The 25,398-nt window shown below is 50.0% G+C and carries 18 protein-coding genes; 14 read left to right on the forward strand and 4 right to left on the reverse strand.

Annotated elements, in window-relative coordinates; all coding sequences use genetic code 11:
• The first annotated feature begins 61 nt into the window (after positions 1 to 61).
• Positions 62 to 754 (forward strand): FadR/GntR family transcriptional regulator, encoded by a 693-nt coding sequence (locus DFP98_RS08720; RefSeq protein ID WP_116060181.1) that lies wholly within the window; start codon positions 62 to 64, stop codon positions 752 to 754.
• Entirely contained in the window at positions 751 to 1,959 is a 1,209-nt protein-coding gene (locus tag DFP98_RS08725) for a CynX/NimT family MFS transporter (protein WP_116060182.1), read from the forward strand. Before DFP98_RS08720 ends, DFP98_RS08725 begins: the two co-directional genes overlap by 4 nt.
• 174 nt (positions 1,960 to 2,133) lie before the next feature.
• Here DFP98_RS08725 and DFP98_RS08730 read toward each other — a convergent pair whose 3' ends face one another.
• Positions 2,134 to 3,738 carry a response regulator transcription factor gene (locus DFP98_RS08730; protein WP_116060183.1) on the reverse strand — a complete coding sequence of 535 codons (1,605 nt, stop codon included), beginning with the start codon at positions 3,736 to 3,738 and terminating at the stop codon, positions 2,134 to 2,136.
• A complete protein-coding gene (locus DFP98_RS08735) occupies positions 3,713 to 5,608 on the reverse strand; it encodes a sensor histidine kinase (RefSeq protein ID WP_116060184.1) in 1,896 nt (631 codons plus the stop codon). Before DFP98_RS08735 ends, DFP98_RS08730 begins: the two co-directional genes overlap by 26 nt.
• 195 nt (positions 5,609 to 5,803) lie before the next feature.
• On the opposite strand from DFP98_RS08735, the gene DFP98_RS08740 reads away from it, so the two are divergent.
• The 7 genes from DFP98_RS08740 to DFP98_RS08770 all read left to right on the forward strand — a co-directional run bounded on the left by DFP98_RS08740 (position 5,804) and on the right by DFP98_RS08770 (position 15,692).
• Positions 5,804 to 6,754 (forward strand): ABC transporter permease subunit, encoded by a 951-nt coding sequence (locus DFP98_RS08740; protein WP_246016463.1) that lies wholly within the window; start codon positions 5,804 to 5,806, stop codon positions 6,752 to 6,754.
• A gap of 32 nt (positions 6,755 to 6,786) precedes the next feature.
• Positions 6,787 to 7,674 carry a carbohydrate ABC transporter permease gene (locus tag DFP98_RS08745; RefSeq protein ID WP_246016464.1) on the forward strand — a complete coding sequence of 296 codons (888 nt, stop codon included), beginning with the start codon at positions 6,787 to 6,789 and terminating at the stop codon, positions 7,672 to 7,674.
• A 275-nt stretch (positions 7,675 to 7,949) separates the two neighbouring features.
• Positions 7,950 to 9,713 carry an extracellular solute-binding protein gene (locus DFP98_RS08750; protein ID WP_116060185.1) on the forward strand — a complete coding sequence of 588 codons (1,764 nt, stop codon included), beginning with the start codon at positions 7,950 to 7,952 and terminating at the stop codon, positions 9,711 to 9,713.
• Positions 9,714 to 9,786: 73 nt separating this feature from the next.
• A complete protein-coding gene (locus tag DFP98_RS08755) occupies positions 9,787 to 12,435 on the forward strand; it encodes a GH39 family glycosyl hydrolase (RefSeq protein WP_181917573.1) in 2,649 nt (882 codons plus the stop codon).
• 30 nt (positions 12,436 to 12,465) lie between these two features.
• On the forward strand, positions 12,466 to 13,743 hold the full coding sequence (locus DFP98_RS08760; RefSeq protein WP_116060187.1) for a hypothetical protein: 1,278 nt from the start codon (positions 12,466 to 12,468) through the stop codon (positions 13,741 to 13,743).
• A gap of 573 nt (positions 13,744 to 14,316) precedes the next feature.
• Positions 14,317 to 15,150, forward strand: a complete 834-nt coding sequence (locus DFP98_RS08765; RefSeq protein ID WP_181917574.1) for a stalk domain-containing protein — start codon at positions 14,317 to 14,319, stop codon at positions 15,148 to 15,150.
• Positions 15,151 to 15,221: 71 nt separating this feature from the next.
• Positions 15,222 to 15,692: a hypothetical protein gene (locus DFP98_RS08770; protein WP_116060189.1), complete on the forward strand. Its 471-nt coding sequence runs from the start codon at positions 15,222 to 15,224 to the stop codon at positions 15,690 to 15,692.
• A 68-nt stretch (positions 15,693 to 15,760) separates the two neighbouring features.
• On the opposite strand, the gene DFP98_RS08775 is transcribed toward DFP98_RS08770, so the two are convergent.
• Entirely contained in the window at positions 15,761 to 17,392 is a 1,632-nt protein-coding gene (locus DFP98_RS08775) for an alpha-glucosidase (protein ID WP_116060190.1), read from the reverse strand.
• A 117-nt stretch (positions 17,393 to 17,509) separates the two neighbouring features.
• On the opposite strand from DFP98_RS08775, the gene DFP98_RS08780 reads away from it, so the two are divergent.
• A complete protein-coding gene (locus DFP98_RS08780; protein WP_116060191.1) occupies positions 17,510 to 17,881 on the forward strand; it encodes an iron chaperone in 372 nt (123 codons plus the stop codon).
• A 385-nt stretch (positions 17,882 to 18,266) separates the two neighbouring features.
• On the opposite strand, the gene DFP98_RS08785 is transcribed toward DFP98_RS08780, so the two are convergent.
• Positions 18,267 to 19,067: a S1C family serine protease gene (locus DFP98_RS08785; protein ID WP_246016465.1), complete on the reverse strand. Its 801-nt coding sequence runs from the start codon at positions 19,065 to 19,067 to the stop codon at positions 18,267 to 18,269.
• Positions 19,068 to 19,203: 136 nt separating this feature from the next.
• Between DFP98_RS08785 and DFP98_RS08790 the strand changes: the two genes are divergently transcribed.
• The 4 genes from DFP98_RS08790 to DFP98_RS08805 all read left to right on the forward strand — a co-directional run bounded on the left by DFP98_RS08790 (position 19,204) and on the right by DFP98_RS08805 (position 25,392).
• Complete coding sequence (locus DFP98_RS08790) at positions 19,204 to 21,444, forward strand: helix-turn-helix domain-containing protein (RefSeq protein ID WP_246016466.1); 2,241 nt, start codon at positions 19,204 to 19,206, stop codon at positions 21,442 to 21,444.
• Positions 21,445 to 21,659: 215 nt separating this feature from the next.
• A complete protein-coding gene (locus DFP98_RS08795; protein ID WP_116060193.1) occupies positions 21,660 to 22,628 on the forward strand; it encodes an ABC transporter permease in 969 nt (322 codons plus the stop codon).
• A gap of 15 nt (positions 22,629 to 22,643) precedes the next feature.
• Positions 22,644 to 23,543, forward strand: a complete 900-nt coding sequence (locus DFP98_RS08800) for a carbohydrate ABC transporter permease (protein ID WP_116060194.1) — start codon at positions 22,644 to 22,646, stop codon at positions 23,541 to 23,543.
• Between the two features lie 130 nt (positions 23,544 to 23,673).
• Positions 23,674 to 25,392: an ABC transporter substrate-binding protein gene (locus DFP98_RS08805; RefSeq protein WP_116060195.1), complete on the forward strand. Its 1,719-nt coding sequence runs from the start codon at positions 23,674 to 23,676 to the stop codon at positions 25,390 to 25,392.
• Positions 25,393 to 25,398 lie beyond the last annotated feature (6 nt).

Here is a 25,398-nt window from a genome sequence, read left to right on the forward strand (position 1 = left end):
TTAAAATACCAATTAACCAAACATCCTATGTTTGATAAATAGATGAAATGAGGACTAACATATGCTACAGAAAACAAGTCGGCTGACGCTGGTCGAGCAAGTCGCATTGCAAATGGAAAGACAGATCGAATCCGGCAAGTGGGCCGTCGGGATGCGTATTCCGGCAGAGCCGGAGTTGATGGTCGAATTGAATGTTAGCCGCAATACATTAAGGGAAGCTATTCGGGCGTTGGTCCACGCGGGACTTTTGAAGACGAAGCAGGGGGACGGAACGTACGTCTGCTCTTCGAGTGTGCTGGGAGTCGTACTGCAAAAACGAATCATGCGCTCCGATTCGCTGCAGACGTTGGAAGTCCGGCATGCGCTCGAACGCGAGGGAGCTCATCTGGCCGCACAACGCAGAACGGACGAAGAGGCGCGCGAGCTTCTGCTCCAACTGGAACGCTGGGAGAGGGCGGCAGCACGCGGCGACATGGATGGGGTTGTAACGGAGGATATTCGTCTTCACCAAGGTATCATCGCGGCGTCTCATAATGAAATCTTGATCGAATTATACAACCATATCGCGGACGCGTTACAAGATTTGATTACAAGCATAACTCGTTATGAAGCCGATACGGATTTTTTGTTGATACACAGACAACTGGTCGAAGCGATTGTCGATCAAGACGCCGATCGTGCCGTGGCAACGGTTCACCGTTATATTTCGGAATCGAAAGCCGTTCTTGAGATCAAAGGAGACGAACGGCTATGAGCGTATCAAGCGAAACGAAGTCAATGATCGCGAAAAAGTCGCTGTCGGTGGGGTGGCCGATCATCCTCGGAATCGTCCTGATCGCACTGACCATGCGGTCGCCGCTAACGTCGGTAGGCCCGTTGGTCGGCTCGATTCGCGAATCCCTCGGACTGTCGAATGCTGCGGCAGGCTTGCTCACTACACTGCCATTGCTTGCTTTCGCGCTGCTCTCACCGTTCGCGCCCATTCTGGCACGCCGCTTCGGGGTGGAGCGGACCCTGCTTTATGCGCTGGTTTTACTCATGGCGGGTATCGCGATCCGATCGATGTCCGCAACCGCTTCTTTGTTTATAGGCACTGCCTTGATCGGGCTGGCGATTGCGGCGTGCAACGTGCTCATTCCAAGTCTGGTCAAACGGGATTTTTCTCATCAAGTCGGCCTCATGACCGGCGTTTACTCCGTGTCCATGAATTTATGCGGGGCGATCGCGTCCGGTATGAGTATCCCGCTCGCCCGTAACCTCGGTTTCGGCTGGAATGGCGCGCTCGCCATTTGGGGCATACTCGTTCTGTTGGTTGCGCTGTTCTGGTTGCCTCAAGCTCGGACGAGTCGGGCGTCTGCCGGGACAGCGACGAGCGGTGCGTCGAAGCGCCGAAGTCTGTGGCGTTCGCCGCTGGCATGGATGGTTACGATTTTTATGGGGACGCAGTCTCTCTTATTCTACGTTTTGATCGCTTGGCTGCCTGAAATCATGACAAGCCGGGGTTTGGATGAAGACAGCGGCGGTTGGATGCTGTCGCTGTTTCAGATTGCTGCGCTGCCCGTAGCGTTCATTGTGCCGATCGTAGCGGGACGCATGAAGAACCAACGTTTGCTGGTCATCATCATGACGGTTCTGTTGTTTGTTTCACTGGGAGGTCTTTATTTCGGAGGAAATGCCTTCATTTCGTTGTGGACCGTTTTACTTGGAATTGGCGGGGGATGTGCGTTCAGCTTGGCTATGATTTTTTTAAGCCTGCGAACGAAAGATGCCTTCGATTCCGCTTCTCTGTCCGGCATGTCGCAATCGGTCGGATATTTGCTGGCGGCAACCGGACCGATCTTGTTCGGTTTGCTTCATGATATCACAGCAAGCTGGAACCCTCCGCTGTTGCTGCTGCTTGGCGTTAGCACTCTATTGCTCCTGGCCGGCTTGGGCGCCTCCAGAAATCGCACGGTATAAGGCACATGAAGCGGTCCGTTTGCTCGGTGCTGCCCAGAAGCGGAAGCGTGCCCGGAAAACCGCCGAATGCTCTCGGCAGAGACGGACAGAACTCGCAGTTCATGTCTGTCAGGCCGGCCTTATACGGGAAATCGGAACGCTACCGCGTCGCCGGTTACAGGACGAATACTGTCCTCAATCAGCCGGCGCCGGTTTCGTAACCTTAGCCAAAGCTTTCCTATACTCAATCGGATACACGCCTACGAACTTTTTGAAAATATTCGAGAAATAGGTGACATTGGTGAACCCGATCATCGTTGAAATTTGATTCGATTTCAAAGTCGTTTGGGCGAGCAATTCCTTGGATTTTTCGATCCGTATGCGGTTTAGGTAATTGGAGAACATATCTCCGGTTGTTTTCTTGAACAATTGACCCAGATAGGCGGTACTGACGTTAAACGTATTGGAAAGGGTTTTGAGCGACATCTCTTCGGCATAATGACCATCGATATATTGCAGAATGCTTTTGATGGTGGGATGAATGCTTTCATAGGTCGTTTCCAATTGGTCCATATAATTTCCGATAAACAGCTTCAGCCACTCGGAGAGATCGGTTTTTGGATGCGCACGCAAAATATCGAATAGAGCATGACCCGTGCGACGATGGATTTCATCCATATGATTGCCGGGAAGCTGGAGCGTGCCGAAAATATGGAACAGCATTTCCGCCGTAAGGCCCAGGACGTATTCGGAGGTGACATCGGTCCTGTTTTTAAGCCGCCCGAAGATGGCATCGACGCATAGGAGCGCTTCTGTTTTGTTATTGGAGAGGATCGCGCTCTTTAAGGAATCATAATCGATGGTAAAATCATCTTCAAAATGGGCTGTATTTCTCTTTAATTGCTCGTAATTGACGACCGAGTTAGGCGGCAGCAAACGGTAATCTTTAAGCTTATAGGCATGCTGGTAGCTTTTGTGGACATAGGGATATCCATTCTCGACGGAGCCAAGAGCAACAGAAATATCTATTTTCAAATATTGATTGATTTTGAGGATACATTGCTCCAACAGCTTATGGATTTGATCTTCATCGATTTCTCCGTGATTCCAAGCAAATATAATAATCAGATCGCCGCTTAAATTGTTGAAGAGAACGGGATTTCCGTTACGTCCCAGAATTTCCTGGCAGATATTAAGTGCGGAGAACGATAAATAATCGGGATTCCGCTCGTCAACCGTTAATCTATAATGACTTGATATACTAATCAGACAAACCATGTACATGGGGTAAGCAAGATTAATCTGAAGAAAGCCGGCACGCTCCGCAAGCTCGTCATTTCGTATGGAATGAGTGACCCAGCGGTTAAGTATATTTTCTTTGACGATATTGTAGTTTTGCCTGTTTTGAATGTCCATCCGCAGCTCTTGATCGATCTTTTGGATGGAATGGAGGAGGGTATCGGACAGTTCTTCTTCTTCAACAGGCTTTAGCAAATAATTTTCAATGCCTAGCTTCGAGGCTTCTTTCACAAATCCAAAGTCGTCATAGCTGCTTAAGATCACAATCTTAATATTCAGACCTTTGCCGCGGATGGCCCGGATCAGCTCTAACCCATCCATATTCGGCATTTTGATATCGGTAATCAAGATGTGGATCGGGGTCTGCTCGACGATTTTCATCGCTTCAATCCCGTCTTTTGCGCAAGCGACGATCTCGGCGCCATGCTCCTCCCAGTTGATGATTTGCTGTAGCCCTTTAAGGATCATCGTTTCGTCATCCGCGATCAACACCTTGTACATGTGCAAGCAGCTCCTCTTTCGTTAATGCGAGAATCGTTAAAATGACTTCGGTTCCCAGATGGCGGCCGCTTTTTATTTCCAAACCGCAATGATCCCCGTAAATAAGCTTCGTTCTGGATTCGACGTTCACCAGGCCGATACTCTCTTGACTGTACATATGCAGGTTTTTCAGCTTATCGGTTAGGGTAGCTAAACGCATAGCGTCCATGCCATGACCATTGTCAGAAACGGATAACACGATGCAACCATTCGCTTTACTTCCTTTGACCGTAATCACATTGTCGTAGTTGTTGAGATTGATTCCATGGAAGATCGTGTTCTCAATGATCGGTTGCAGCAAATGTTTGGGGATTCCGTAGGGCAAAATTTCATCCTCGATATCAATGATCACTTCCAGCAGATCTCCGAATCTTAGACTATATAACTCAAGGAAGGAGCGGCAATAACGCAATTCATCGTCGACAGAAATGATCATTTCGTCCTTAACGCTGCTGCGGATCAATTTGGCGAGAATTTTAATCATTTGGCTAACCGTCTGATCTTGGGTGACGATTGCCGTCATTCGGATCGTCTCCAAAGTGTTATACAGAAAGTGAGGATTAATCTGAGATTGCAGCGCGTAAAGTTCAGCCGTCCTTTGCTTTAACTCGGCTTCCTTGCGTCGCAGCTCCAAAGTCAATTCCCGTTGGATGTAATCCTCCAGCTTTTCGCTCATAATATTCAAGTTGTGGGCGATGAGCCCGACTTCGTCATTTTTCCCCTTAAACTGGATTCGGGAAGTAAGATTCCCCCGTTGAATTTCTTTGATCGTATGCAAAACATTCGCCAGTCGTTTGGAGAAGATCGAAGACCCGAAAAAGGACAATAATAGGATAGCGGTCAAGCAGGCCAAGGTCGTCGTTAAAATAACATGCGTGAACTTCGTTATGCCCTTGTATAGATCCGATTTGGGAATCATGCCAACGACGGCAAATCCATAGTCTTCATCTCGATAAACATTGACAATGGAATGATCGATTGTAGTGGAACGATCGGGAGAAGCTATAATATCTTCGTAAGGAAATCGCTTTCCATAAAATTGACCGGAAGAATCGAATAAAACGTCGCCATCGGGAGTTAAAATCAGAATGCTGCCTATCACATTTAGTTTAAATCCCGCGAAGACAGATTTGATTGAGTCTGCATCGTAAGTGGACACCATATAGCCAACATACTGGGATGGATCGTCCGGATCTCTGAGATAATCGTAAATCGCGTACATGAATTTAGGATCTTGGCCCGTCGTTTTATTAAAAGCAGGGATATAACGAATTCTTTGTGAATTGATATGCGTGTTTCGGCGCGAATGATCAATATAATCGCTAATCGTTGGCACATGCTGAGCAAATTTCCCGTTTCGACCGGTGGATAACTGAAAGTCGAAAGACGCATTAACTAACAGCATATCCGACATATTGGAATCGCTAGGCAGCGCTCTTGCGGTCATAAAATGATAGATGTAGGCCGTTTTTTCTACGATTTCCGAAGAAGTGGCCGCGGACAGGTCGGATTGAACGGATTGCCGATATTTGTTCACATCCTGGAAGGCCTGAATGACCGAATACCCCCCGCCAGTCTCCAACAACTCCCCGTAATACATGTAATTCATCGTTTTCTTGAAATTTTTATTTTGATCGAAGAAATAGGAATTTACCGCTTCAAGAACTTGGCTATTGTAGCTGATCGCCTGCTCCTTAAGGGTGCTCGAAATATAATTAAAAATCAAAATAACTAAAACGCTTACAGTACTGATGATAATGAACGAGTTCAGGAGCAGCAGCTTGTTCAGGAAACGACTTTTGATGTATTTGGCGACCCATACTCGCATCATAAAATCACCATTTCAGCTCCCTATTTTGATTTAGGCCTACTATAACATATTCGATTTTGCTATTGAACACGCAGAAGCGCAAGTTACGAGGCAAAACGGGCATATCCATAATTTTTGTAATTAAGCGAAAATCATTGTAATTGTTGAATGTAGACATTCGACTATACAATACGAAGCAGGAGGTATTGAGCGACAATGATAAACGAATCCATGAAGAAGATCGAGCCGTACCGAACAATGGGGTTAACGGGAAAAACAAAAACCAAAGTCAAGCTGTTCCTTTGGATTTCTCCGTTCCTTATGCTTACCTTTGTGTTTTATTACCTGCCGCTTTTCGGATGGTCCTTTGCGTTTGTCGATTATATCCCGGGTGTGCCTTTACTTAAGCAGGAATTTGTGGGAATGAAATATTTCGAGATCATTTTCTCCGGCGGCAATGATTTTTTTGAGGTCATTCGCAATACGTTGGCGTTAAGCTTTCTTGGCGTGGCTGTCGCGCCGATTCCGGTGATTTTTGCGATAGCGCTTACAGAAATTCGAATTCCAATTTTATCGCGGTTTATTCAGACGGTCGCTTCCATCCCCAACTTTATTTCCTGGATTTTGGTCTACGCGGTGTTTTTCGCTTTGTTTTCTTCAGGGGACGGACTGATCAACAAAGTGCTGCTGGATACGCATTTGATCCGTAAGCCATTGGAACCGTTAATTAGCGATACCTACGCCTGGTATATTCAATTGCTGATCGGGTTATGGAAAGGCACAGGTTGGGGAGCGATTATTTACATTGCGGCAATCGTAGGCATCGACCAGGAGCTGTATAACGCAGCCAAGGTGGACGGCGCAGGAAGGTTCCGCAAAATATGGCACATTACGATTCCCGGAATCGTACCTACTTTTTTTGTCCTGCTGCTGCTTTCCATATCGAACATCCTCAGCAACGGTTTCGAGCAGTACTATGTGTTTCAGAATCCGATGAATATCGGCAAGCTAGAGGTGTTTGATACTTATATTTATCGGATGGGCATCGCCAATGCGGAATATTCCTTCTCAACGGCAATGGGAATCTTCAAATCCGTGATCAGTATTGCCTTGCTGTTGTTTGCCAACTTTTTATCCAGAGTCGTGAGGAAAGAGAGCATTATTTAATTAGGGGCAGTTGAAAGAAAGGTGTTTCTACATTGGAAAAAATCAAAAACGCGTTGTTTCAAATCGTGAATACCGGAATGCTGCTTCTCTTCTCGCTGTCCTGTATCTATCCGTTCTACTATATCATTATCAATTCCATGAGCAATCCTGTAGAGATCGCCAATGGGGTGTACTTCTTTCCGAAGGACATCACTTGGGCGGCTTATCAACAGTTGTCGCACATTCCGAATCTCTACCATAGCGTGTTCGTTTCGGTTGCGCGAACGATTGTTGGAACCGTCCTGACGGTGCTGAGCTGTGCTTTTGTCGGATATTTGGTTACGAAGAAGCTTATGCCCTGTCGCAAATGGATCTATCGATTTATTATTTTCACCATGTTCTTCAATTCCGGATTGATTCCGTGGTACATGGTCATGAAAGAGCTCCATCTGAAAAATAACTTTCTGCTTTACGTATTGCCAACGATGATTTCCGCATTCTTTATCATCTTGATCAAAACCTATATTGAATCGCTGCCAACCTCCTTGGAGGAATCGGCAGAGGTGGACGGCGCCGATACGTTCACGATTTTCGCCAAAATCATTTTTCCGTTGTCCCTGCCGATCGTCGCGTGCATTGCCGTATTTACGGCCGTAAACCAATGGAACTCCTGGGCCGATAATCTTTACTTGGTTAGCGACAGCCGCCTGGATACGCTTCAGCTTCTCTTATATCGGAATCTTCAATCCAATATGGCGAGCGTGCTGCAGTCGTCGTCGAACTCCAATGCCGCTGCCTCCTTGTCCAGTTCCGTACAGGTGACGGCTACTTCGATCAAGCATGCCATGACGGTAATTACGGTGTTGCCTATTCTGGTCGTATATCCGCTGATGCAGAAGTATTTTGTCAAAGGAATCATGCTGGGTGCGGTTAAGGGATAGTCCATTTCGATAAGAATGGGGCTGTCCCATAAGCGGAGTTGCTTAAGACGACCGATAACAAAAGGTAAGGAAGGTGTATGTATCTCCCGGAGACTGCCTCATACGCTCCTGAAATCACCTTATCACGGGTTTACCTATTCAGATTTCAGGAGCGTATAGCATCGGAGGGAGATACATACACCTGCCCCCTTTTCATCAATTATCTTTCAAAGCAGCTTAGTGACTTATAGACCAGCCCCGTTGTTATAAAAAAATCAGGAATTGGGGGATTTGCCTTGAAGAACAAAGTCGGATTTATTCTCTTATCCATCCTGTTGACGGTCGCACTGGCCGGATGCTCGGGCGGTAAGACGGAAGAAGTAAAGTCGTCCGCGGAATCTAGCACTAGCGAGCCTACGAAAGGAGAAGTCGAGGAAAAGCCGCCCGTCAAATTGAAAATTGCCGCCTTCACCTTAAACAGCGTGCCCAACGGAATTGCCCAGGATCCTGTCTCCAAATACATTGAAGACAAGTTTGGCATCACGATGGATATCACCTCGGTAGGCGGAGGCGATGACTGGCCTCAGAAGCTGAATGCTTTAATCGCCAGCAACGATCTGCCGGACATCTTCCTTGTTACGGATCCGGTGAAGCAAATTCCGCAAATGATCAAAGCCGGCCAAATCCGGCAGCTCGACGATTTGCTTGAGAAGCATGGAAAGAATATCGTGTCCGATAACTCCGGTAAAGCGATGGTCGAACTGAACAAGCAATACAGTACGGATGGCAAGCTTTATACGATCGGCATGAATCGCGGAACCTACGATATCGGCACGCAGCAGCTTGCGGGACATTTTATCCGCTGGGATCTCTATAAACAACTGGGCTATCCGAAGCTGGAAAACTTCGACACGGATCTCTTGAACGTACTTCAGCAAATGCAAAATGCCGAGCCTACGACAAAGGACGGCAAGAAGGTGTATGCCCTGGGCGGATGGTTTGCGGACGGGCAAGGCTGGGGGGATTGGACGCTGGTTTCTCCGCTTGCATTCGCGGAAGGAATCGTAGGGATTTCAGGCGGGGATAAGCTTGCGGTAGCGGATATTCTAAACAATACGATATCTCCCAATAATATGCTTACCGACGAGAACGGTTTGTTCTGGCGAGGGTTGAAATTTTATAACCAGGCCAATCGGATGGGGATTCTGGATCCGGATTCTTTCTCGCAGAAAGCCGACATCTATGAAGATAAGTTAAAAGCCGGAAGATATCTCTATACGGGGATTGGGTGGGACGTCGACCTGGTGAATAGAGGGTTCGAGGAGGCGGGGATGCCGGATAAGGGCATGGTTGCGCTCCCGGCACTGAATTCGGACACGTATACATTGATGAATATGCTGCCAGCCGGCGAGGCAAAGTATGCGATCTCCGCAAACTGCAAATACCCGGAACGAGCTATGGAGCTGCTAGATTTCCTTGCCTCTTACGAGGGTTCAAGAATCGTGTGGAATGGACCGGAAGGCGTCAATTGGACCATGGAAAACGGCAAACCGACCCCAACGGACGAGTTTCTTGCGCGGGGCGGCGAGGACGAATTCAAAAAGGAAACCGGAGCGGGCGTGTTCCATCATTTTGTTGGCTTTGCCAGCGCGACGATCGACCCTACTACCAATACGCCGGTCAACCTGTATGAGTGGTCCGATAAAGCAATCGAGAAAAAGATTAAGCCTGTTCATAAAGACATGCTAGCGCATTATGGAAAAGAAACTTTACGCGATCTGTATACCTCCAACGTGAAAGCGTATAAGGCCAACTCGCTGTTCAACCTAGGAGAACTACCGGATGATTTGAAGACTTACGATACCAATCTGCAAGCCTATATTTACAAGAATGAATTTAAGCTCATTTCCGCGAAGGACGACGATGAATTTAACAAGCTTAAGGATGAGTTTATTAAAGGATTGGATCAATTCAAAATGGACGAGATTTTCGCATACTGGAAAGCTAAAGCCGAAGAATCTTCCGTCCAAATGGCGCCGATCTACGATTTGCTGAAATAAGGAGGAGCTATGCCGACTGTACGCGAACCGGATGTCGCAATGCCCTATCGATATTTTACGAGGAGGAAGTAGGATGAAAAAAATATTAAACTTGCTGTTATGTTCCGTAATGGTGATGGTTGGTATTGTTGTCGCATCTGAAACTTCGAATAAAGCTTTTGCAGCAGGCAATGTGGCAGTCACATTCGATCTTGCGGCAGAAGGGCAGACGCTCTCGAACAAATTTACCGACGTAAACGTATGGGGCTATGGAGATAATTGGCTGGCTAACGCTACAGGTCAACCGTCCAACTATTTTTCCACGAACTACCCCTTCGTCAAGAATGTTCAGTTTATGACGGCTACCGGGGGCTGCTATGTCGGCTATTCGGGATGCAGCATCTACTATCCGAGGGATCTGTTCGTAGATCCCAGCGATACGGGCAACTTAACCGACTATGACTTTTCAAGTCTGGTCACAGGGCTTCATAACGTCGTGAATCAGGGGTTAAAACCGCTCATTAAAACCGGTAACGTGCCCTTGAAGTATACAACGAGTCCTGCAATTGGCGGAATGGCCAACAATACGAAATTCCCCGACGATTACGACGTTTATTACAATTATATCAAAGCATTGGCGGACGAACTTATCGCGGAATTCGGGATAAATGAAGTCAAGTCGTGGTCGTGGGGCGTGGGAACGGAGTTTGAAAACAAAGATTGGTTCGACGATAAGGTCAGTGCCAATACGACGAAAATCGGTTTTTTTAAGCTCTACGACTACACGGTTGCGGCGTTGGAGGCGGCCTACGTTCAAGCGGGAGCGACCGCATCCGAGGTCATCGTGGGCGCGCATAGCTTGGCGTTTGCCGCGGGGTACTGGAACGAAGAGGAATTTATCGATCATGTCGCAGGCGTCGGGGTGAACGGCGTCAACTACAAAACGGGATTAAACGGCACGCAAATCGACTATCTGACGGCCTCCTTCTATGATTCGCGTCCCGGCATGGTATATAGTGGCGGAAAAACGTTGGTAAATACGATCAATTCTTTGAGAGATCGGGCCAAAACGAATGGTTTGAACCATCTGAAGTATGGGATTGACGAGGGGCGCATCTTTTCCGGCTTCGACAATAAAGCGCTGTATTCCCGCGTTGTCGCCCATACCTTCCAAGCCTCCGCGGATGCCAGATTGTTCAAAACGATGCATGATGCCAATATTGATTGGTTCTCCGCCTGGGGATTAAGTACGGAAACCTTCTGGGGAGGCGTACCGTCCGTAGGCACCCATGTTGCCAATCTGGCGTACAAAATGGTTGGGGATAAGCGCGTAGAGGGATCCGTAACCGGATCGCCCGGGGGGGCCGGAAACGAAATTAACGGCATAGCCGGGTATAATAGCACAACCGATACGATCCATCTGATGGTATACAATTACAACAACAATTTTAACGCCACGACATCCGAAACTCCTGCAATCAACCTTGCGAATATCATCCCGGCCAGCGGCAGCACCGTTACGGTGAAGCAGTGGGTAGTGGACGATACGCACGGCAATTTCTGGCCGCAGTGGTGGGCGGATCAGACCAGCAGGGGACTGACGGATAGTTCCTATTCGGCGGGTTGGTCCAAATATTCGGTGGAAGTGCCCAAAGCACTAACAAATGCAGCCGACGTGAATTACTGGTATTCGCGGGAGGATGCGTACAAAGCGTTAGCCGCGTTGTCCCCTACGACTTCCACGGTTCCGGTAACCGGGAATACGTTAACGCTTAACCCGGAAATGGCGCATCATGGCGTCGTGTTCTACGAAATTACCAATGCCAAGAGATCTACCGGACCGAACTTAGTGGTCAACCCCGGATTCGAAGAGGACGGAGCGGCGGTATCCTCGCCGATCGGTTGGAGCACTTCGGGGCCGGATCTGGATGCAGACTATACGGAAGGTACGTCAGGCTCCGGCGCCCCGCATTCCGGTCTCTATAAATTAGGCCATTGGAAGGGAACGAATTACAACGTCTATACGTATCAAACGTTCACCGGCATTCCCAATGGCTTGTATACCTTAAAGGCGTGGGTAAAAAACAATCTTGGAAATTTAGGGACGGCTTACATGGAGGCCAAAGATTACGGCGGCGCAAGCCTGAAGTCGAACATTCCGAAAACTTCGGTTTGGACGCAGCTCGTCATTGAGAATGTCAATGTCACCAATGGGCAAGCAACGATCGGATTCTACTCCAATTCTCCAGCGACCACTTGGTACATGGTCGACGATGTGCAGTTTTATGCCAATTCGGTTTCTGCACCTTCTGAATATGTAGGTCTAGTGACACCCGGCAGCAAGACGGAAACGACGGCAGACAACAATTTTGTAGCGACGAAGGCGATTGCCGGGCAAGATTTAACCGCGACCAACCTGAACTTATACGTGGCTTCCGGCGCGGCAGGCAAAGTCAGAATGGCGCTATACAGCGACAATAGCGGCAATCCGGGGGCATTGCTCGCGGAAACGCCGGAAATCACGCTTTATAACGGATGGAACCAAGGAACGATTCCTTCTACGGCGTTAACGGAGGATACGCCGTATTGGCTGGTATTCGTTCTAAGTCAAACGGGAAACGTGCTGACGTATAATCCGCCTGTTCAATACACGAGCTACACGTATCCGACGTCGCTGCCTGCCGCAGCCCCAACCGGACTAACGAGTAACGGCGGCACCTATGCGTTCTATGCTTCGAACTAGTTCAAACCTCTAACTTAGGAGTTGTAAGGAATGAGACGGTTTTCCGGCGTCAGCCGATTCCCTATCGGGTTTTGGAATTATATGACGATGAAAGAGTGGGACGAACGGGCGCTTGCGGATTGGGAGGCGTGTGCCTTCTCGACGATTCAATCCCCGGCGTATTCGCTGGATGAGGAGGACCGGAATAAGCTAGCGGTACTCCTCGCTTGGTGCGAGAAACAGAACGTGAAAGTGATTTTACGGGATCCGCGCGTAAGTATTTATAGGATAAGGGATCTGCCTCGCGATGAGAAAGGAGACCGATCGCTTCCGCACGATTATGAGCGCGGAGTCGCCGAAGCGGTTGCGGAATTCGCCCATCATCCGCAGGTTGCCGGATTCTTTATCATCGACGAACCCGAGCGCGATCTCCATGAAGCCGTAGTTCAAGCGGTGGGCATCGTTAAGACGCATGCCGCTCATCTGCTGCCCTTTGTTAACTTTTTTCCGGCCATTCCGCAGACAGAGGCGCTATTGGGATACCGAGACTATGGCCGTTATCTGGAGGATTATGTGCAGCGAACGGGGGCGAAGCTCGTCAGCTACGACTACTATGGCCAGATGACGGAACGAGAGTACGAGAATCCGCTCTACTACACGAATCTGAGCCATTATAGGAACTTAGCGCTTAGAGGCATCGATTTCTGGAATACGATCTTGTCTACGCCGCATTTCCGTTATCGCAAACCGTCTTACGACGACGTACGCTGGCAGGTGAATACGTCTCTGGCTTATGGCGCCAAGGGAATCTTTTATTTCACGTTCTACACGCCCGATAACACGTTTAACAGTGAAACGAATTACCGACAGGGACCGATCGATTGGTGGGGAGAGCGTACGGATACGTTCTTCCATATGCGAGATGTGAATAGAGAGCTGCATCAGAGATGGGGCAATTTGTTTATGGATTTGCAGCTGCTGCGGGTCGGCCATTATCCGGAAGCGCCTGCGGATGGGGGACAACTGCTCGACTTCGGCGGCGCGATTAAGGAGATCGCCGTCGAAGCCGGTCACGACCCGCACTTGATCGTATCGGAGTTCCGCCATCGGATCTCCGGACAGCCCTATGCGTTTATCGTGAACGCCAATCCGCGAGATTCCGTAAATGTGCAAGTCTATATGCAAGATGTGCGGCAATTACAGCGGTTCAATGCGTACGGGGAAGCCTATGTGGTGAACAATCAGGTCAAATTTGTGGATGAATTCTCGTCTCTGCTGTGGTTGGCTCCCGGTCAAGGGGAGCTTATGGCTCTTGAAAGAGTAGAGTAGCGCAAGTTGGAACGAGTCGGGGGGTGATTGTTCCATAAACGAAGTTGCTTAAGAGGATCGATAGACATACCCCCCCCCTTGATTTCGGTCGTTTTGTATGGTTATTCGAACAAACATCCGTCGTATGAGTCAGATTCGAATTGCTTTGTACGATTATTCGAACAAATTTCCACCGTTTGAGCCTGATTCGAGTTGCTTTGTACGGTTTTTCGAACAAACGTTCTCTGTTAGGGCGAAGAGCTCCTCGATAGAGTCAGCGTCGAATGCCCTCCGCCTGCGCATCTCGATTTTCGTATGAAGTGATCGCGTAGAAAGAAGCGCACCATAACAATGAAGCGGAAATCCCTTGTTGTGTAAGGGATTTTTTCTTTGTAGAGGCAGATCTGCAGATATTGCCAGTATTTAGGGGGTGTGATACATTTGGGAGGTAGTTTGTATTATTGCTATAAATATACATGATTCGACAGAGACATACGACAGAATAGGGGGCGCAGAGGTAAGAATGCCTCCAGATGGGAGTAAGGGCGAGCATACCGTGTTACACTCGATGGTGAAAAAGGGGAGGATATAAAATTGAAGAAATTTAAAGGTTACATCATTGGATTCCTATGCGGTGCGGTTATTTTCTCCGCGACTTCAGTTTTTGCTGCTGAAACAATATTAAAAGCAACTCAAGTGTCGTTTCCTATTTTTAAGGATGGAAAAAAGGCAAGTCTAGACAATAAACCTGTAGTAATTAATGGCAGCACGTATCTTCCCCTTCGAGAACTTGCTGAAGTTCTTGACGTTGATGTGGCTTGGAAAAACGATACCAAAGAAATCTATTTGAGTACAACGGATAAATCTTATCAGGTTCAACCGAAAGAGCAGGAAAATAACCCGACATCAACGCAAATGACAACACCTACGCCGTCACCTTCACCTACGTCTGCACCTACGCCAACAAATCCAAGTCTTCCTAATCCCTCGAATAACTTGAATGCTAGAATAGCCGAAACGGAAAGGCATAACCAGGAAGTTTCAAAAATCGAGACGAAATATAATAATACCAAAAATTATATAGATGAAAAGATTGCTGCAATTAAAAGTGAAAGCCCAGTAGGGTATTTCTCGGACTCAGAGTTTGAAAGTCAGCGTTCGCAATTGCAAACAGAAATTCTTAATCTTCAAAATCAAATAAATACACTAATGCTAGATACCAGTTTTGAAGCCAATTCAAGAAGAAACTCTTTACAGGATCAACTGAATCAGAAAAATAAAGAACTTGAAGAATTACAGAAAAAAAGAACCGCGCAGTTACGGATAAAAAATCTAGAAGACATGAAAACAACGGCTTATAATGATTATTTATCGGAACTTAATGCCGAAAATAATCTACATAACGCCAACTTAAACAATTTGCAGTGAATATTTTCAAGGACTAGATTGTACAAATTGGAAAACCTCTTAAATTTATTTTTAGGAATACAACATGGGGAATGACCGTAGAACAAGTGAAAAAGTCAGAAAGCGCGGAGTACATTGGGAAAATTGAAAATATAATGGTGTATGAAGGTACGGTAAGCGATTTGCCTGCGGTAATTTACTACGATTTTGACGGTAATAAGTTATGGTCGGGAATGTATATTATCGATAGTGATTATGTGAATAATAACTTGTATATACGTGATTATGATAAATTAAAGAAGGGCTTGATCGCCAAATACGGCAATCCTATTCATGAAAATGATGAGATATGGTATGACGATCTTTTTCAAGATGAACCGAGGAGCAATTGGGGCACTGCAATAGCGGCAGAACAGTTATCTTTAATGACAGTCTGGGATGTTGACGGGACAAAGATCTCTTTGACGCTTACGGGGAGCGATTTCGAGGTCATGCTGGGGATCAACTATTCAAGCCCCGAAAAAGAACAAGCGTCAGAAGAAATAGATTTGGATGATTTATAAATAAGCTATTGGAAATAGACCGTATCCTTTGGAGAAGAGGAACGGTCTATTTCGCTTTTGTTAACTCCTCAAGTCAGTTCAACCGCGAATGCCTCGTACGGACGCAATTCCAGCTGCGCAAAATCCGCCTCGCTACGATCGTAGTTCGAGATGATGACGGATTCGCTGCGGCCAAGACGCGAGACGCTGGACGAGAGCGCCGTTCCGCCGAAGTTGGCGGCTACCGCCCAAGTACGCCCTTCGTGGTGGCGCAAATACAGGAACAGCTGCTCCGGCACGTCCTCGATCAGCTCGTAGCTGCCCCAAGCGACGATCGGATGCTCCTTGCGGAGCGCGATCAGCCGCTTGTAGGTGTGGAAAATAGAGTCTGTGTCGGCAAGCTCCGACGCGGCACTGATCGATTTGTAGTTTGGGTTGACGCGCAGCCAAGGCGTTCCCGTTGTAAAACCGGCGTTAGCCGTATCGTCCCACTGCATGGGCGTTCGCGCATTATCGCGGCCCTTGGCGTTAATAGAGGCGATGATGTCTTCCCGCGAATAGCCCCAGTCGAGCCGTTCATGGTACATATTGATCGTCTCGATGTCCTGCGCCTCGGAAATGTCGGCGATCGGACAGTTGGTCATGCCGATCTCCTCGCCCTGATAAATATACGGAGTTCCCTTCATGAGATGCAGCACGATCGCGAACATTTTGGCGCTCGGAATGCGCAATTCGCCGTCGTCTCCCCAGCGGGATACGATGCGCGGCAGGTCGTGGTTGTTCCAGAACAGACTGTTCCAGCCTTGGTCTCCCAGCTCGGTCTGCCACTTGCTCAGCACGCGCTTCAGTTCTCCCACCGGCAGCGGCTTCAGATCCCACTTGTCCTTGCCTTCCTGCTGGTCGAGCATAATGTGCTCGAATTGGAACACCATCGACAGCTCCTTGCGAGCGGGATCGGAGTAGAGCTTCGCGATCTCGGGCGTCGCGCCCCACGTCTCCCCGACCGTCATCACGTCGTAGCGGCCGAAGGTCTCGCGATGCATATCCTGCAAGTACTCGTGAAGCTTCGGACCGTTGCCGGTAATCTCCTGATCCGGGAGCTTGCCGACCAGATCGATGACGTCCATTCGAAAGCCGCCGATCCCCTTTTCCAGCCAGAAATTCATCAAGTCCCACACTTCCTGACGTACCTTGGCATTTTCCCAATTCAGATCGGGCTGACGCTTGCTGAACAGGTGCAGGTAATACTGGCCGGTCTGCTCGTCATACTGCCAGGCGGAACCGCTGAATATCGAACGCAGTCCGTTCGGTTCTCCGCCGCCCGGCGCGGGATCGCGCCAAATATAGTAGTCGCGGTACTCGTTGTCCCGGCTCCGGCGAGACTCGATAAACCAAGGATGCTCGTCGGACGTATGGTTCACGACCAGATCCATCACAATTTTGATGTTCCGGGCGTTGGCCTCGCGAATCAACTCGTCCATATCGGCCATCGTGCCGAACTCGTCCATAATATCCCGATAGTCGCTGATGTCGTAGCCGTTGTCGTCGTTGGGAGATTTGTAAACCGGACTCAGCCAGATCGCTCCGATGCCCAATTCCTGCAAATAATCAAGACGTTTGACGATTCCCCGAAGATCGCCGATCCCATCACCATCGGTATCTTGAAAGCTGCGAGGGTACACTTGATAAACGACTGTCGTTTTCCACCAATGCTCCTGCATGGACTTCACTCCTTTAGATTGATCGGGGTATTGCCTGCTCGGGACGCAAATTATATAGTTTGAAGATGAGCTTGTTCTCTAACGGAATATTGTAATCTTATATGAGGGGGCGCTATTATGGAAGCTTTTGCAATATATTTGGAGGGTATTCATAATCCGCATCATCGGGCGCGCACGGAAGAGGTTTTGACATGGGTTGCAGAGAAATATCCGAGCCTGGAGCCCAAAATTGCCTGGAACCAGCCTATGTTTACCGATCACGGCACATATATTATCGGTTTTAGCGTGTCCAAGCATCACTTGGCCGTAGCGCCCGAAAAGGCGGGGATGAACCACGTTGCGGATGCCATCGCACAAGCAGGCTACGACCACACCAAGGAATTGGTGCGGATCAAGTGGGAAGATCCTGTTGAGTTCTCTTTGCTTGAGAAAATGATCGAGTTTAACATTTGGGATAAAGCGGATTGTAAAACCTTTTGGCGGAAATAAAGCGGGTATCCCCTGACCTTTCTAGTCGGGGGATAGGGGGCTAAGATAAAGCGTTTTTTTTCGAGGCTTCCTCCTCTTCTCGGGCGTTCGACTTGTGCTCCTTGCTGCGCCAAGAGCGAAAATAATGCAGCTTGCACTGTCCCTTCGCGTAATGTTTATCCGTGCATCCCGGCATTTCGCAGAGCCGGGGATTCGAGCGCCGGGGTCTTCCCATTGTCGATCCTCGCTTTCCTGCAATTCATCGCAATCGCTGATTCGCGCAATTTATCACTCTAAGCATACGCCATCCAGCTGATCAATTTTTGAACAGCCTGGCGAGAGAACTCGGAGCTGATGCAGCGGCCGGAATACGCATTTTTACAGAAATTGAGCAACTCATCATCTTTTATTGCGAAATAGAAAGCTTATCGAGCAGCTCGCCCAGATCGGCTAGCGGTACGGCCAGGCCGACCTGAACCGCGCCTTCTTCCCGAGCGATCTCCGCAGTGGCATAAATGACGGCGATCGCTCGGCCTTCTTCGTTGATGACCGGGCTTCCGCTGTTGCCCTTGAACACCGGCGCATCGATTGCCAGAGCGGGCTTCTCCCGGTCCCGGATCGGCACCAGCTCGAGCACGCTGCCTTCGTTTACGATTTGTGTGAAATAAAGCGGATTGCCGATAATGTAGACGTGCTCTCCCGGCGTCCAGTCGCGCTCGACGGAGATAGAGGGGAGAGACCGATCGCTCTCTTCTATTTTCAACACCGCAATATCCAGATCGGGATCGGAGCCGGCCAGCGTGCCTTTGTACGCCCGATCATTTCCCGGGAATTTAATCGCCGAATATGCGCCGCCTTCGATCACATGATAGTTGGTGACGATATACCCGCCCTCCACATGAAAACCGGTTCCTTTGCCCTTGTCCGTGCTGACGAGCACGACCGCTTCTTTATAGCTCTGAATGTTTTCGCGGGTCGACAATTCCTTCGATTTAAATAAAAATGGCAGCGTTGTACTATTGTAAATTTGCGGCCAGAACGCCAGCACGTTGCCGAGCAGGGCGAGCGTAAGCAGGGAGACGACGATGTTTCTCAGCCTCCTGCGCCTTGCGGCCGCCGCCTGCTGCGCCTCCGCGGCTTCCTCCTCGCTCTCCTCCCATTCCCACTCTTCCGTCTCCGGGTCGTAAGGTTCGTTTTCTTTTTCCACGGGCTGTTCCTCCTTGCTGCGCATCTCTTGTCCAGATATTGTAACATATGGGGTTGTAGGATAAAGTGGGACCAGCGTCGAATTAATGGAGATATCGTACTATAGAGCGCTTACAGCAAGGCGGGAGAGGGATTTTATGCGGAAAACATGGTTTATACGGCTGCTGCTGTCTTATATGCCGATTTTTTTAATCGTAGTGACCTTCTTATTTTTCGTGTTTTTCCAGCTGCTCAGCGAGCAAAATCGCCAACAGGCGGCCAACGCGAACAACCAGCTCTCGATTCAGGCCATGCGATCGATCGATGCGTCGCTGAAGGCGATCGACAGCGCGATTATGCTGGAGATTATTTATAATAAGCAGTTGACGGATTTCTTCGACGGGCGATCGGGAAGCAATGCGTACTTGAACATTAGCGCCGTCGATCAGATGAAAGGAATTATCCTGTCCTACCCGATCATCGATTCGATCTATTTGTACCGGTTCGAGGACGAATTCGTGCTGAGTACTTCGACCAGCGACAAGCTGGAGAGTTATCGGGACCAGTCTTTTATCACAGAGCATAAAGGGAGTTTGGCGAAAAAGTGGACGGGGCCGCGGGAGTTCAAGGAGTTTTCCCTGCTCGAGGGCAAACCCGTCGTCAGCTTGGTCCGGGGCGTGCCGTTTATCGCGAGCAACAAAGGGATGATCGTCGTTAACGTGTCGACCTCGGCTCTGTACGGCATGGTGGCCAGTCTGTACGATCCGGAGTCGAGCTTCATCCGCATTCGCGACGCGGAGGGCAACCTGCTGTTCCCGGACCGGGAGCCGGACGCGAAGACGGCCAAAGCTTTCGCCGAGCACGTATCGAGCTATACGGACTGGTCGTATGAGAGCGGCCTGATCAACGGCAGACTCGTGCAGCTCGTCTCGTCGTTGTACAACGTCTGGTTTGTCGTCGGTCTCCTGATGATCGCGGTGAGCTTTATATGGCTTGTCTACGTGACGAGGCGCAATTCGAAGCCGCTGGAGCAGATAACGTCGCGCGTACGGGGCTATGCGGCTTCGGTGTCAAGCGGAGCGTCGCGGGAAGGGGGCTGGGACGAGTTTACATTTATCGAGACGGCGCTGGAAAATATCATCGAACAGTCCAACCGATATCAACGGAAGCACAAAGAAGATCGCCATCTGCATACGAACAATCTGTTTCATCGGCTGATCGAAGGCAATTCCGAGCTTACGCTGGACGGCTGGAGGGACGAGGCCGACCGCCTTCAGCTTCCGGCTCCTTCCGGCGAGCAGCTTGTGTTCGTGGTGGAGATGGACGATTATGCGGAATTCTGCCGCAAGTATTCGCATCGCGACCAGAACCTGTTGAAATTCTCCCTGCGCAGCGTCATCCAGGAGCTGGCCACCAAGCACGAATGCGAGCTATGGACGGAATGGACCTCCGCGCTTCAGCTTAGCGTGATGGTGTTTCTGAAGCAGGAGGAGGACGAGGAGCGGCGGCAGGCCATGGTCGACTTCCTGGAGCATATACGAAGCTGGACGGAACAGTATCTCAAGTTCACGGTGACGATCGGCATCGGCACGGGCGCCAAGCAGCTCTCCGACATTCCGCAGTCGTTCAAGAACGCGACCGAAGCGCTGAAGTACAAAATTTCATTAGGCCAAAACCGGCTGATCGATTACGGACAGACGGCGACCCAAGGTCAGGCGGAAGTCTTCGGCCACCTGAATGCGATCCGCGCCATTGCGCAATCGTACCGGCTGCTGGAGGCCGACTGGAAGGGAAGGTTCGACGACTGGTTCGACGAGATGAAGCAGGGAATGCTGACGAAGGACGAGATCGTCAATCTGATGAATTATTTCCTCTATTATATGAAACGCGAGATGGCGACGACGTCGCGGGAGTTTCAGGACATCTGGGAGCGGGACGGCCTGCCCGGACTTAACGAGATCGTCGTCGACTGCCAGTCACTGGAGCGGATGAAGGAGGAAGGCGGCCGACTGCTGATCGAGCTGGCCGCCAAGCTGCAGGAGGAGCAGGACAAGCGCCAGCACGCCACGATCATTCGGGAAATGCGGAAATATATCGAGCAGCATTATCAAGATCCGAATATGTCGCTTGAATATTTGAGCGACAAGTTCAGCATCAGTCCCAAATATATCAGCAAGCTGTTTAAGGAGCAGACCGGCGACAAGTTCGTCGATTTTCTGATCGACATCCGGATGCAGAACGCCCGCCGATTGCTCGAGGAGACGTCCTGCTCGGTGCAGGAGATTGCCGACCGTGTCGGCTATCTGAACGCGATCTCGTTCAGCCGCGTTTTTCGCCGGGTCGCGGGCTGCTCGCCGAGCGAATACCGCGAAGAGCTTAGCAGACGGAAGGCCGAGTAAAAATCGAAAATCGTATGGCGGTAGAAAACGGTTTGGCGGACAAAACGCCGACAAGACTCCAGCAAGGCAGCCCGGGCGACGGCCCGGGCTGCCTTGTTTATTCGGTGCGACGAAAATCGTTCGGCCTTCGATTAATGTATCTTGCCGCTTGCGTCGTCGTCCCCCTAGAATGGCACTAAGCAGCCGCAGATTCAACTGGAAAGGAGCACCGGTCTATGACAAGTCTGACAGAGCAGCCGCTCGCAGCCTCCAAGCTTTCGGCAAGAGGGAGCAAGCCAACGCGCCATGCGTACAAAAGAATCAAACGCCACTGGCAGCTGTACGCCGTTATTGTTTTGCCGATTCTTTATTTGATCATTTTTAAGTACATTCCGATGGCCGGCGTATTGATCGCGTTTAAGGACTACAACGTCGTTCAGGGCATCTGGGGCAGCCCATGGGCGGGCTTCAAGTATTTCGACCAATTTTTGGACTCGCCGAATTTCTGGCAATACATGAAGAATACGCTCGGCATCAGCCTGTACGGCTTGGTCGTCGGCTTCCCTGCGCCGATCCTGCTCGCCTTGGCGCTGAATGAAGTTCGCAACGGCTTCTTCAAGAAAAGCGTTCAGCTCATCACCTATGCCCCTTACTTCATCTCGACCGTCATTATGGTCTCGATTCTCATTTTGACGCTGTCTCCGAACGTAGGGATCATCAGTAAGCTTTTTCAGTCATTGGGCGTTGAAAACACGAACTTCATGGGTATGCCGGGATTGTTCAAATCGATCTACGTCTGGTCCGATGTATGGCAGTACACCGGCTACGGGGCGATCATCTACATCGCGGCATTGGCCGGGGTCAATCCTGAGCTTTATGAATCGGCCAAGGTGGATGGGGCATCGCGAATTCAGAAGATGATCAATATCGACATTCCCAGCCTGATTCCCGTATCGACGATCCTGCTCATTCTGAATCTCGGCAACGTCATGAAGCTCGGCTTCGAGAAGGTGTATCTGATGCAAAATCCGCTGAATCTGCAAACCTCCGAAATTATTTCGACCTATGTGTACAAGGTGGGTTTGCTCAGCTCCAGCTTCAGCTTCTCGACGGCGATCGGCCTGTTTAATTCAGTCATAAATTTAATTTTGCTCGTATCCGTCAACTTCTTGGCGAGAAAGCTGTCGAGCAACAGTCTATGGTAACGGGGAGGGTGGCACATGGCTAAAGCATCGGCAATTCGCGAATCTCACGGAGACCGACTGTTCATTGCAGGGATTTATACGCTGTTGACGGTCGTACTGATTATTATTTTGCTTCCGCTGATGTACATTGTCAGCTCCTCCTTCAGCTCGCCGCAGGCTGTCGTATCCGGACGGGTATGGCTGTTTCCGGTCGACTTTACGCTGGACGGCTATACGGCCGTGTTCCGCAATCCGCAGATCGGCACCGGATATTTGAATTCCGTCATCTACGCGGTTGCCGGAACGACGGTCAACGTCGTCATGACGGTGATGCTCGCGTACCCGCTGGCCAGAAAAACGTTCTACGGGCGCAACGTCATCATGGTGCTGTTGATCGTGACGATGATTTTTGAAGGCGGACTGATTCCTTATTATTTGCTCGTCAAAAACCTGCATTTGCTCGATACGCGCTGGGCGATGATTTTGCCTGGAGCGCTGGCGGTATTCCAAGTCATCGTTGCCCGCACATTCTTCCAGACGACGATTCCGGATGAGCTGGCCGAAGCGGCGGAGCTGGACGGGTGCAACGATATTCGGTTTATCCTCCGGATCGTGCTGCCGCTGTCCAAGCCGATTATCGCCGTTATGTCGCTCATGTACGCCGTCGGTCATTGGAATGCCTACTTCGATGCGCTCATTTTCCTAAGATCGGCCGACTTGTTCCCGCTGCAGATCGTGCTGCGCAACATTCTCATTCTAAATACGATCGATCCTTCGATGGTATCGAACGTCGATGTTTTGTTGGCGCAGCAGGGCTTGAAGGATTTGCTGAAATATTCGCTTATCGTCGTCGCCAGTCTGCCGGTGCTGATCATCTATCCGTTCGTGCAAAAATACTTCGTGAAAGGCGTCATGATCGGTTCCTTGAAGGGGTAACGAGTCGGCGCCATTTAAAGGAGGTGAGGCCGGATAGGAAGGTTGCGAGCGCAAGCGGACTCGCGGTTATACCGTATGTCTCGTAAGGAGTAATTCAATAATAAACAGATTATAAGGAGGAGTCATTTCTATGAACGGACGTAATCGCCGCACGGCTTATGCAATGACATTCGTATTGATCTGTACGCTTATCCTGAGCGCATGCAGCAGTAAATCCGGCAATTCCGCCTCGCCTTCCGGCAGCGCAAGCGCGCCTGCTTCTTCATCTTCTCAGCCCGAGACGCAAGGGGAGCTGTTCACGCCGGTAGGCACCTATCCGATCGTGACGCAGCAGATGAAGCTAAAGATGTTCGCCCCGCAATACCCCAGCATCGAAAATATGGAGACGAATACGTATACGAAATACGTCGAGGACAAAACGAACATCAAGATCGAATGGGATTTGGTGCCGGACAATGCGCTCAACGACCGGAAGCAGCTGATGCTGGCAAGCGGAGACTATCCGGAAGTGATTTTGCACGGCAACCTGACGAAAGACGAGCAGATGAAATACGGCAAGCAGGGCGTGTTCCTGCCGCTGAACGATCTGATCGAGCAGTACGCGCCGAACATCAAGAAGGCGATCGAGGATCTTCCTTATTTGAAGGGATCGATTACCGCGCCGGACGGCAACATCTACGCGATTCCGCAGATCAACGAATGTTATCACTGCAACTATGCGATGAAGCTGTGGATCAACAAGGCGTGGCTGGATGAGCTGGGCCTGCAGATGCCGACAACTACGGACGAGTTCTACGAGGTGCTGAAGGCGTTTAAGGAGCGCGATCCGAACAAAAACGGCAAGCAGGACGAAATTCCGCTGACCGGCTCCGACGAGATGTGGGCGGGCAACATCGCCGCGTTCCTGATGAACTCGTTTATTACCGACGATTACGTGGATAAGGACAACGGCAGCTTCCTCTTCGTCAGAGACGGCAAGGTGGATCTGGCCGCCAACAAAGAGGAATGGAAGCAAGGGCTGCAATATCTGAACAAGCTGTATTCGGAAGGACTGATCGACTCCGCGGCCTTTACCCAGAACGCCGACGCCATCCAGCAGATCGGCAACCGCGAGCCGGACAATATTATGGGCGCGATTACGACCGCGCTGATCAGCTACGCCGTATCGCCGGACGACAAGCACCCGCGTCATAAAGACTACGTGACGCTGCCTCCGCTGAAAGGACCGAACGGCGTGCAGCAAACGTTGAATTTTGCCGGGATCAGCCGCTCGCAATTCGCGCTGACGAACAAGGCGACGAAGGAGCAGCAGATCGCCGCGATCCGACTGGTCGACTTCCTGTTCACGGAAGAGTCCATCGTGCTTCAAGAGCGCGGACCGGAGGGTAAAGACTGGCGCAAGGCGGAGCCGGGCGAGCTTGGCATGGACGGCAAACAAGCGAAGTATGCGACGATTCCGAAGGCGGCGGAGAAGACGACGCACAACGACGGCTGGGAGCAGATCGGCCCTTCCCTGCGTACGTATCAATACCGCGATTCGTGGATGGCGCCTCAAGATCCGTTGGCAGAAGGCTCGTACGAGGTTCGGCTGAAGCGGGAATCGCAAAATTACGAGCCGTACGCCTCCGACGAGCTGTATCCGGGCAGCGTGTTCATCGCGCTTGAGGATACGGAGATCGCGGCGCAGCTCAGAACGACGATTCGCGATTACATCAAGAGCAACATGGCGCAGTTCATTACGGGCAACAAGGACATCGACAAAGATTGGGACAGCTACGTCAAAGGCTTTGACGGCTTGCAGACCGACAAATATATTCAAATTCATCAGAACGCGATTGCCGTTCGCTAGGAGCTA

This window comes from Cohnella phaseoli, assembly GCF_003386235.1.
GTDB lineage: Bacteria > Bacillota > Bacilli > Paenibacillales > Paenibacillaceae > Cohnella > Cohnella phaseoli.

What these genes read in the sequence shown, in the direction of transcription:
- DFP98_RS08720 (WP_116060181.1), top strand. Translation starts at nt 62, where the DNA reads ATGCTACAGAAAACAAGTCGGCTGACGCTGGTCGAGCAAGTCGCATTG.
- DFP98_RS08725 (WP_116060182.1), top strand. Translation starts at nt 751, where the DNA reads ATGAGCGTATCAAGCGAAACGAAGTCAATGATCGCGAAAAAGTCGCTG.
- DFP98_RS08730 (WP_116060183.1), bottom strand. Translation starts at nt 3,738, where the DNA reads ATGTACAAGGTGTTGATCGCGGATGACGAAACGATGATCCTTAAAGGG.
- DFP98_RS08735 (WP_116060184.1), bottom strand. Translation starts at nt 5,608, where the DNA reads ATGATGCGAGTATGGGTCGCCAAATACATCAAAAGTCGTTTCCTGAAC.
- DFP98_RS08740 (WP_246016463.1), top strand. Translation starts at nt 5,804, where the DNA reads ATGATAAACGAATCCATGAAGAAGATCGAGCCGTACCGAACAATGGGG.
- DFP98_RS08755 (WP_181917573.1), top strand. Translation starts at nt 9,787, where the DNA reads ATGAAAAAAATATTAAACTTGCTGTTATGTTCCGTAATGGTGATGGTT.
- DFP98_RS08760 (WP_116060187.1), top strand. Translation starts at nt 12,466, where the DNA reads ATGAGACGGTTTTCCGGCGTCAGCCGATTCCCTATCGGGTTTTGGAAT.
- DFP98_RS08770 (WP_116060189.1), top strand. Translation starts at nt 15,222, where the DNA reads ATGACCGTAGAACAAGTGAAAAAGTCAGAAAGCGCGGAGTACATTGGG.
- DFP98_RS08775 (WP_116060190.1), bottom strand. Translation starts at nt 17,392, where the DNA reads ATGCAGGAGCATTGGTGGAAAACGACAGTCGTTTATCAAGTGTACCCT.
- DFP98_RS08780 (WP_116060191.1), top strand. Translation starts at nt 17,510, where the DNA reads ATGGAAGCTTTTGCAATATATTTGGAGGGTATTCATAATCCGCATCAT.
- DFP98_RS08790 (WP_246016466.1), top strand. Translation starts at nt 19,204, where the DNA reads ATGCGGAAAACATGGTTTATACGGCTGCTGCTGTCTTATATGCCGATT.
- DFP98_RS08795 (WP_116060193.1), top strand. Translation starts at nt 21,660, where the DNA reads ATGACAAGTCTGACAGAGCAGCCGCTCGCAGCCTCCAAGCTTTCGGCA.
- DFP98_RS08800 (WP_116060194.1), top strand. Translation starts at nt 22,644, where the DNA reads ATGGCTAAAGCATCGGCAATTCGCGAATCTCACGGAGACCGACTGTTC.
- DFP98_RS08805 (WP_116060195.1), top strand. Translation starts at nt 23,674, where the DNA reads ATGAACGGACGTAATCGCCGCACGGCTTATGCAATGACATTCGTATTG.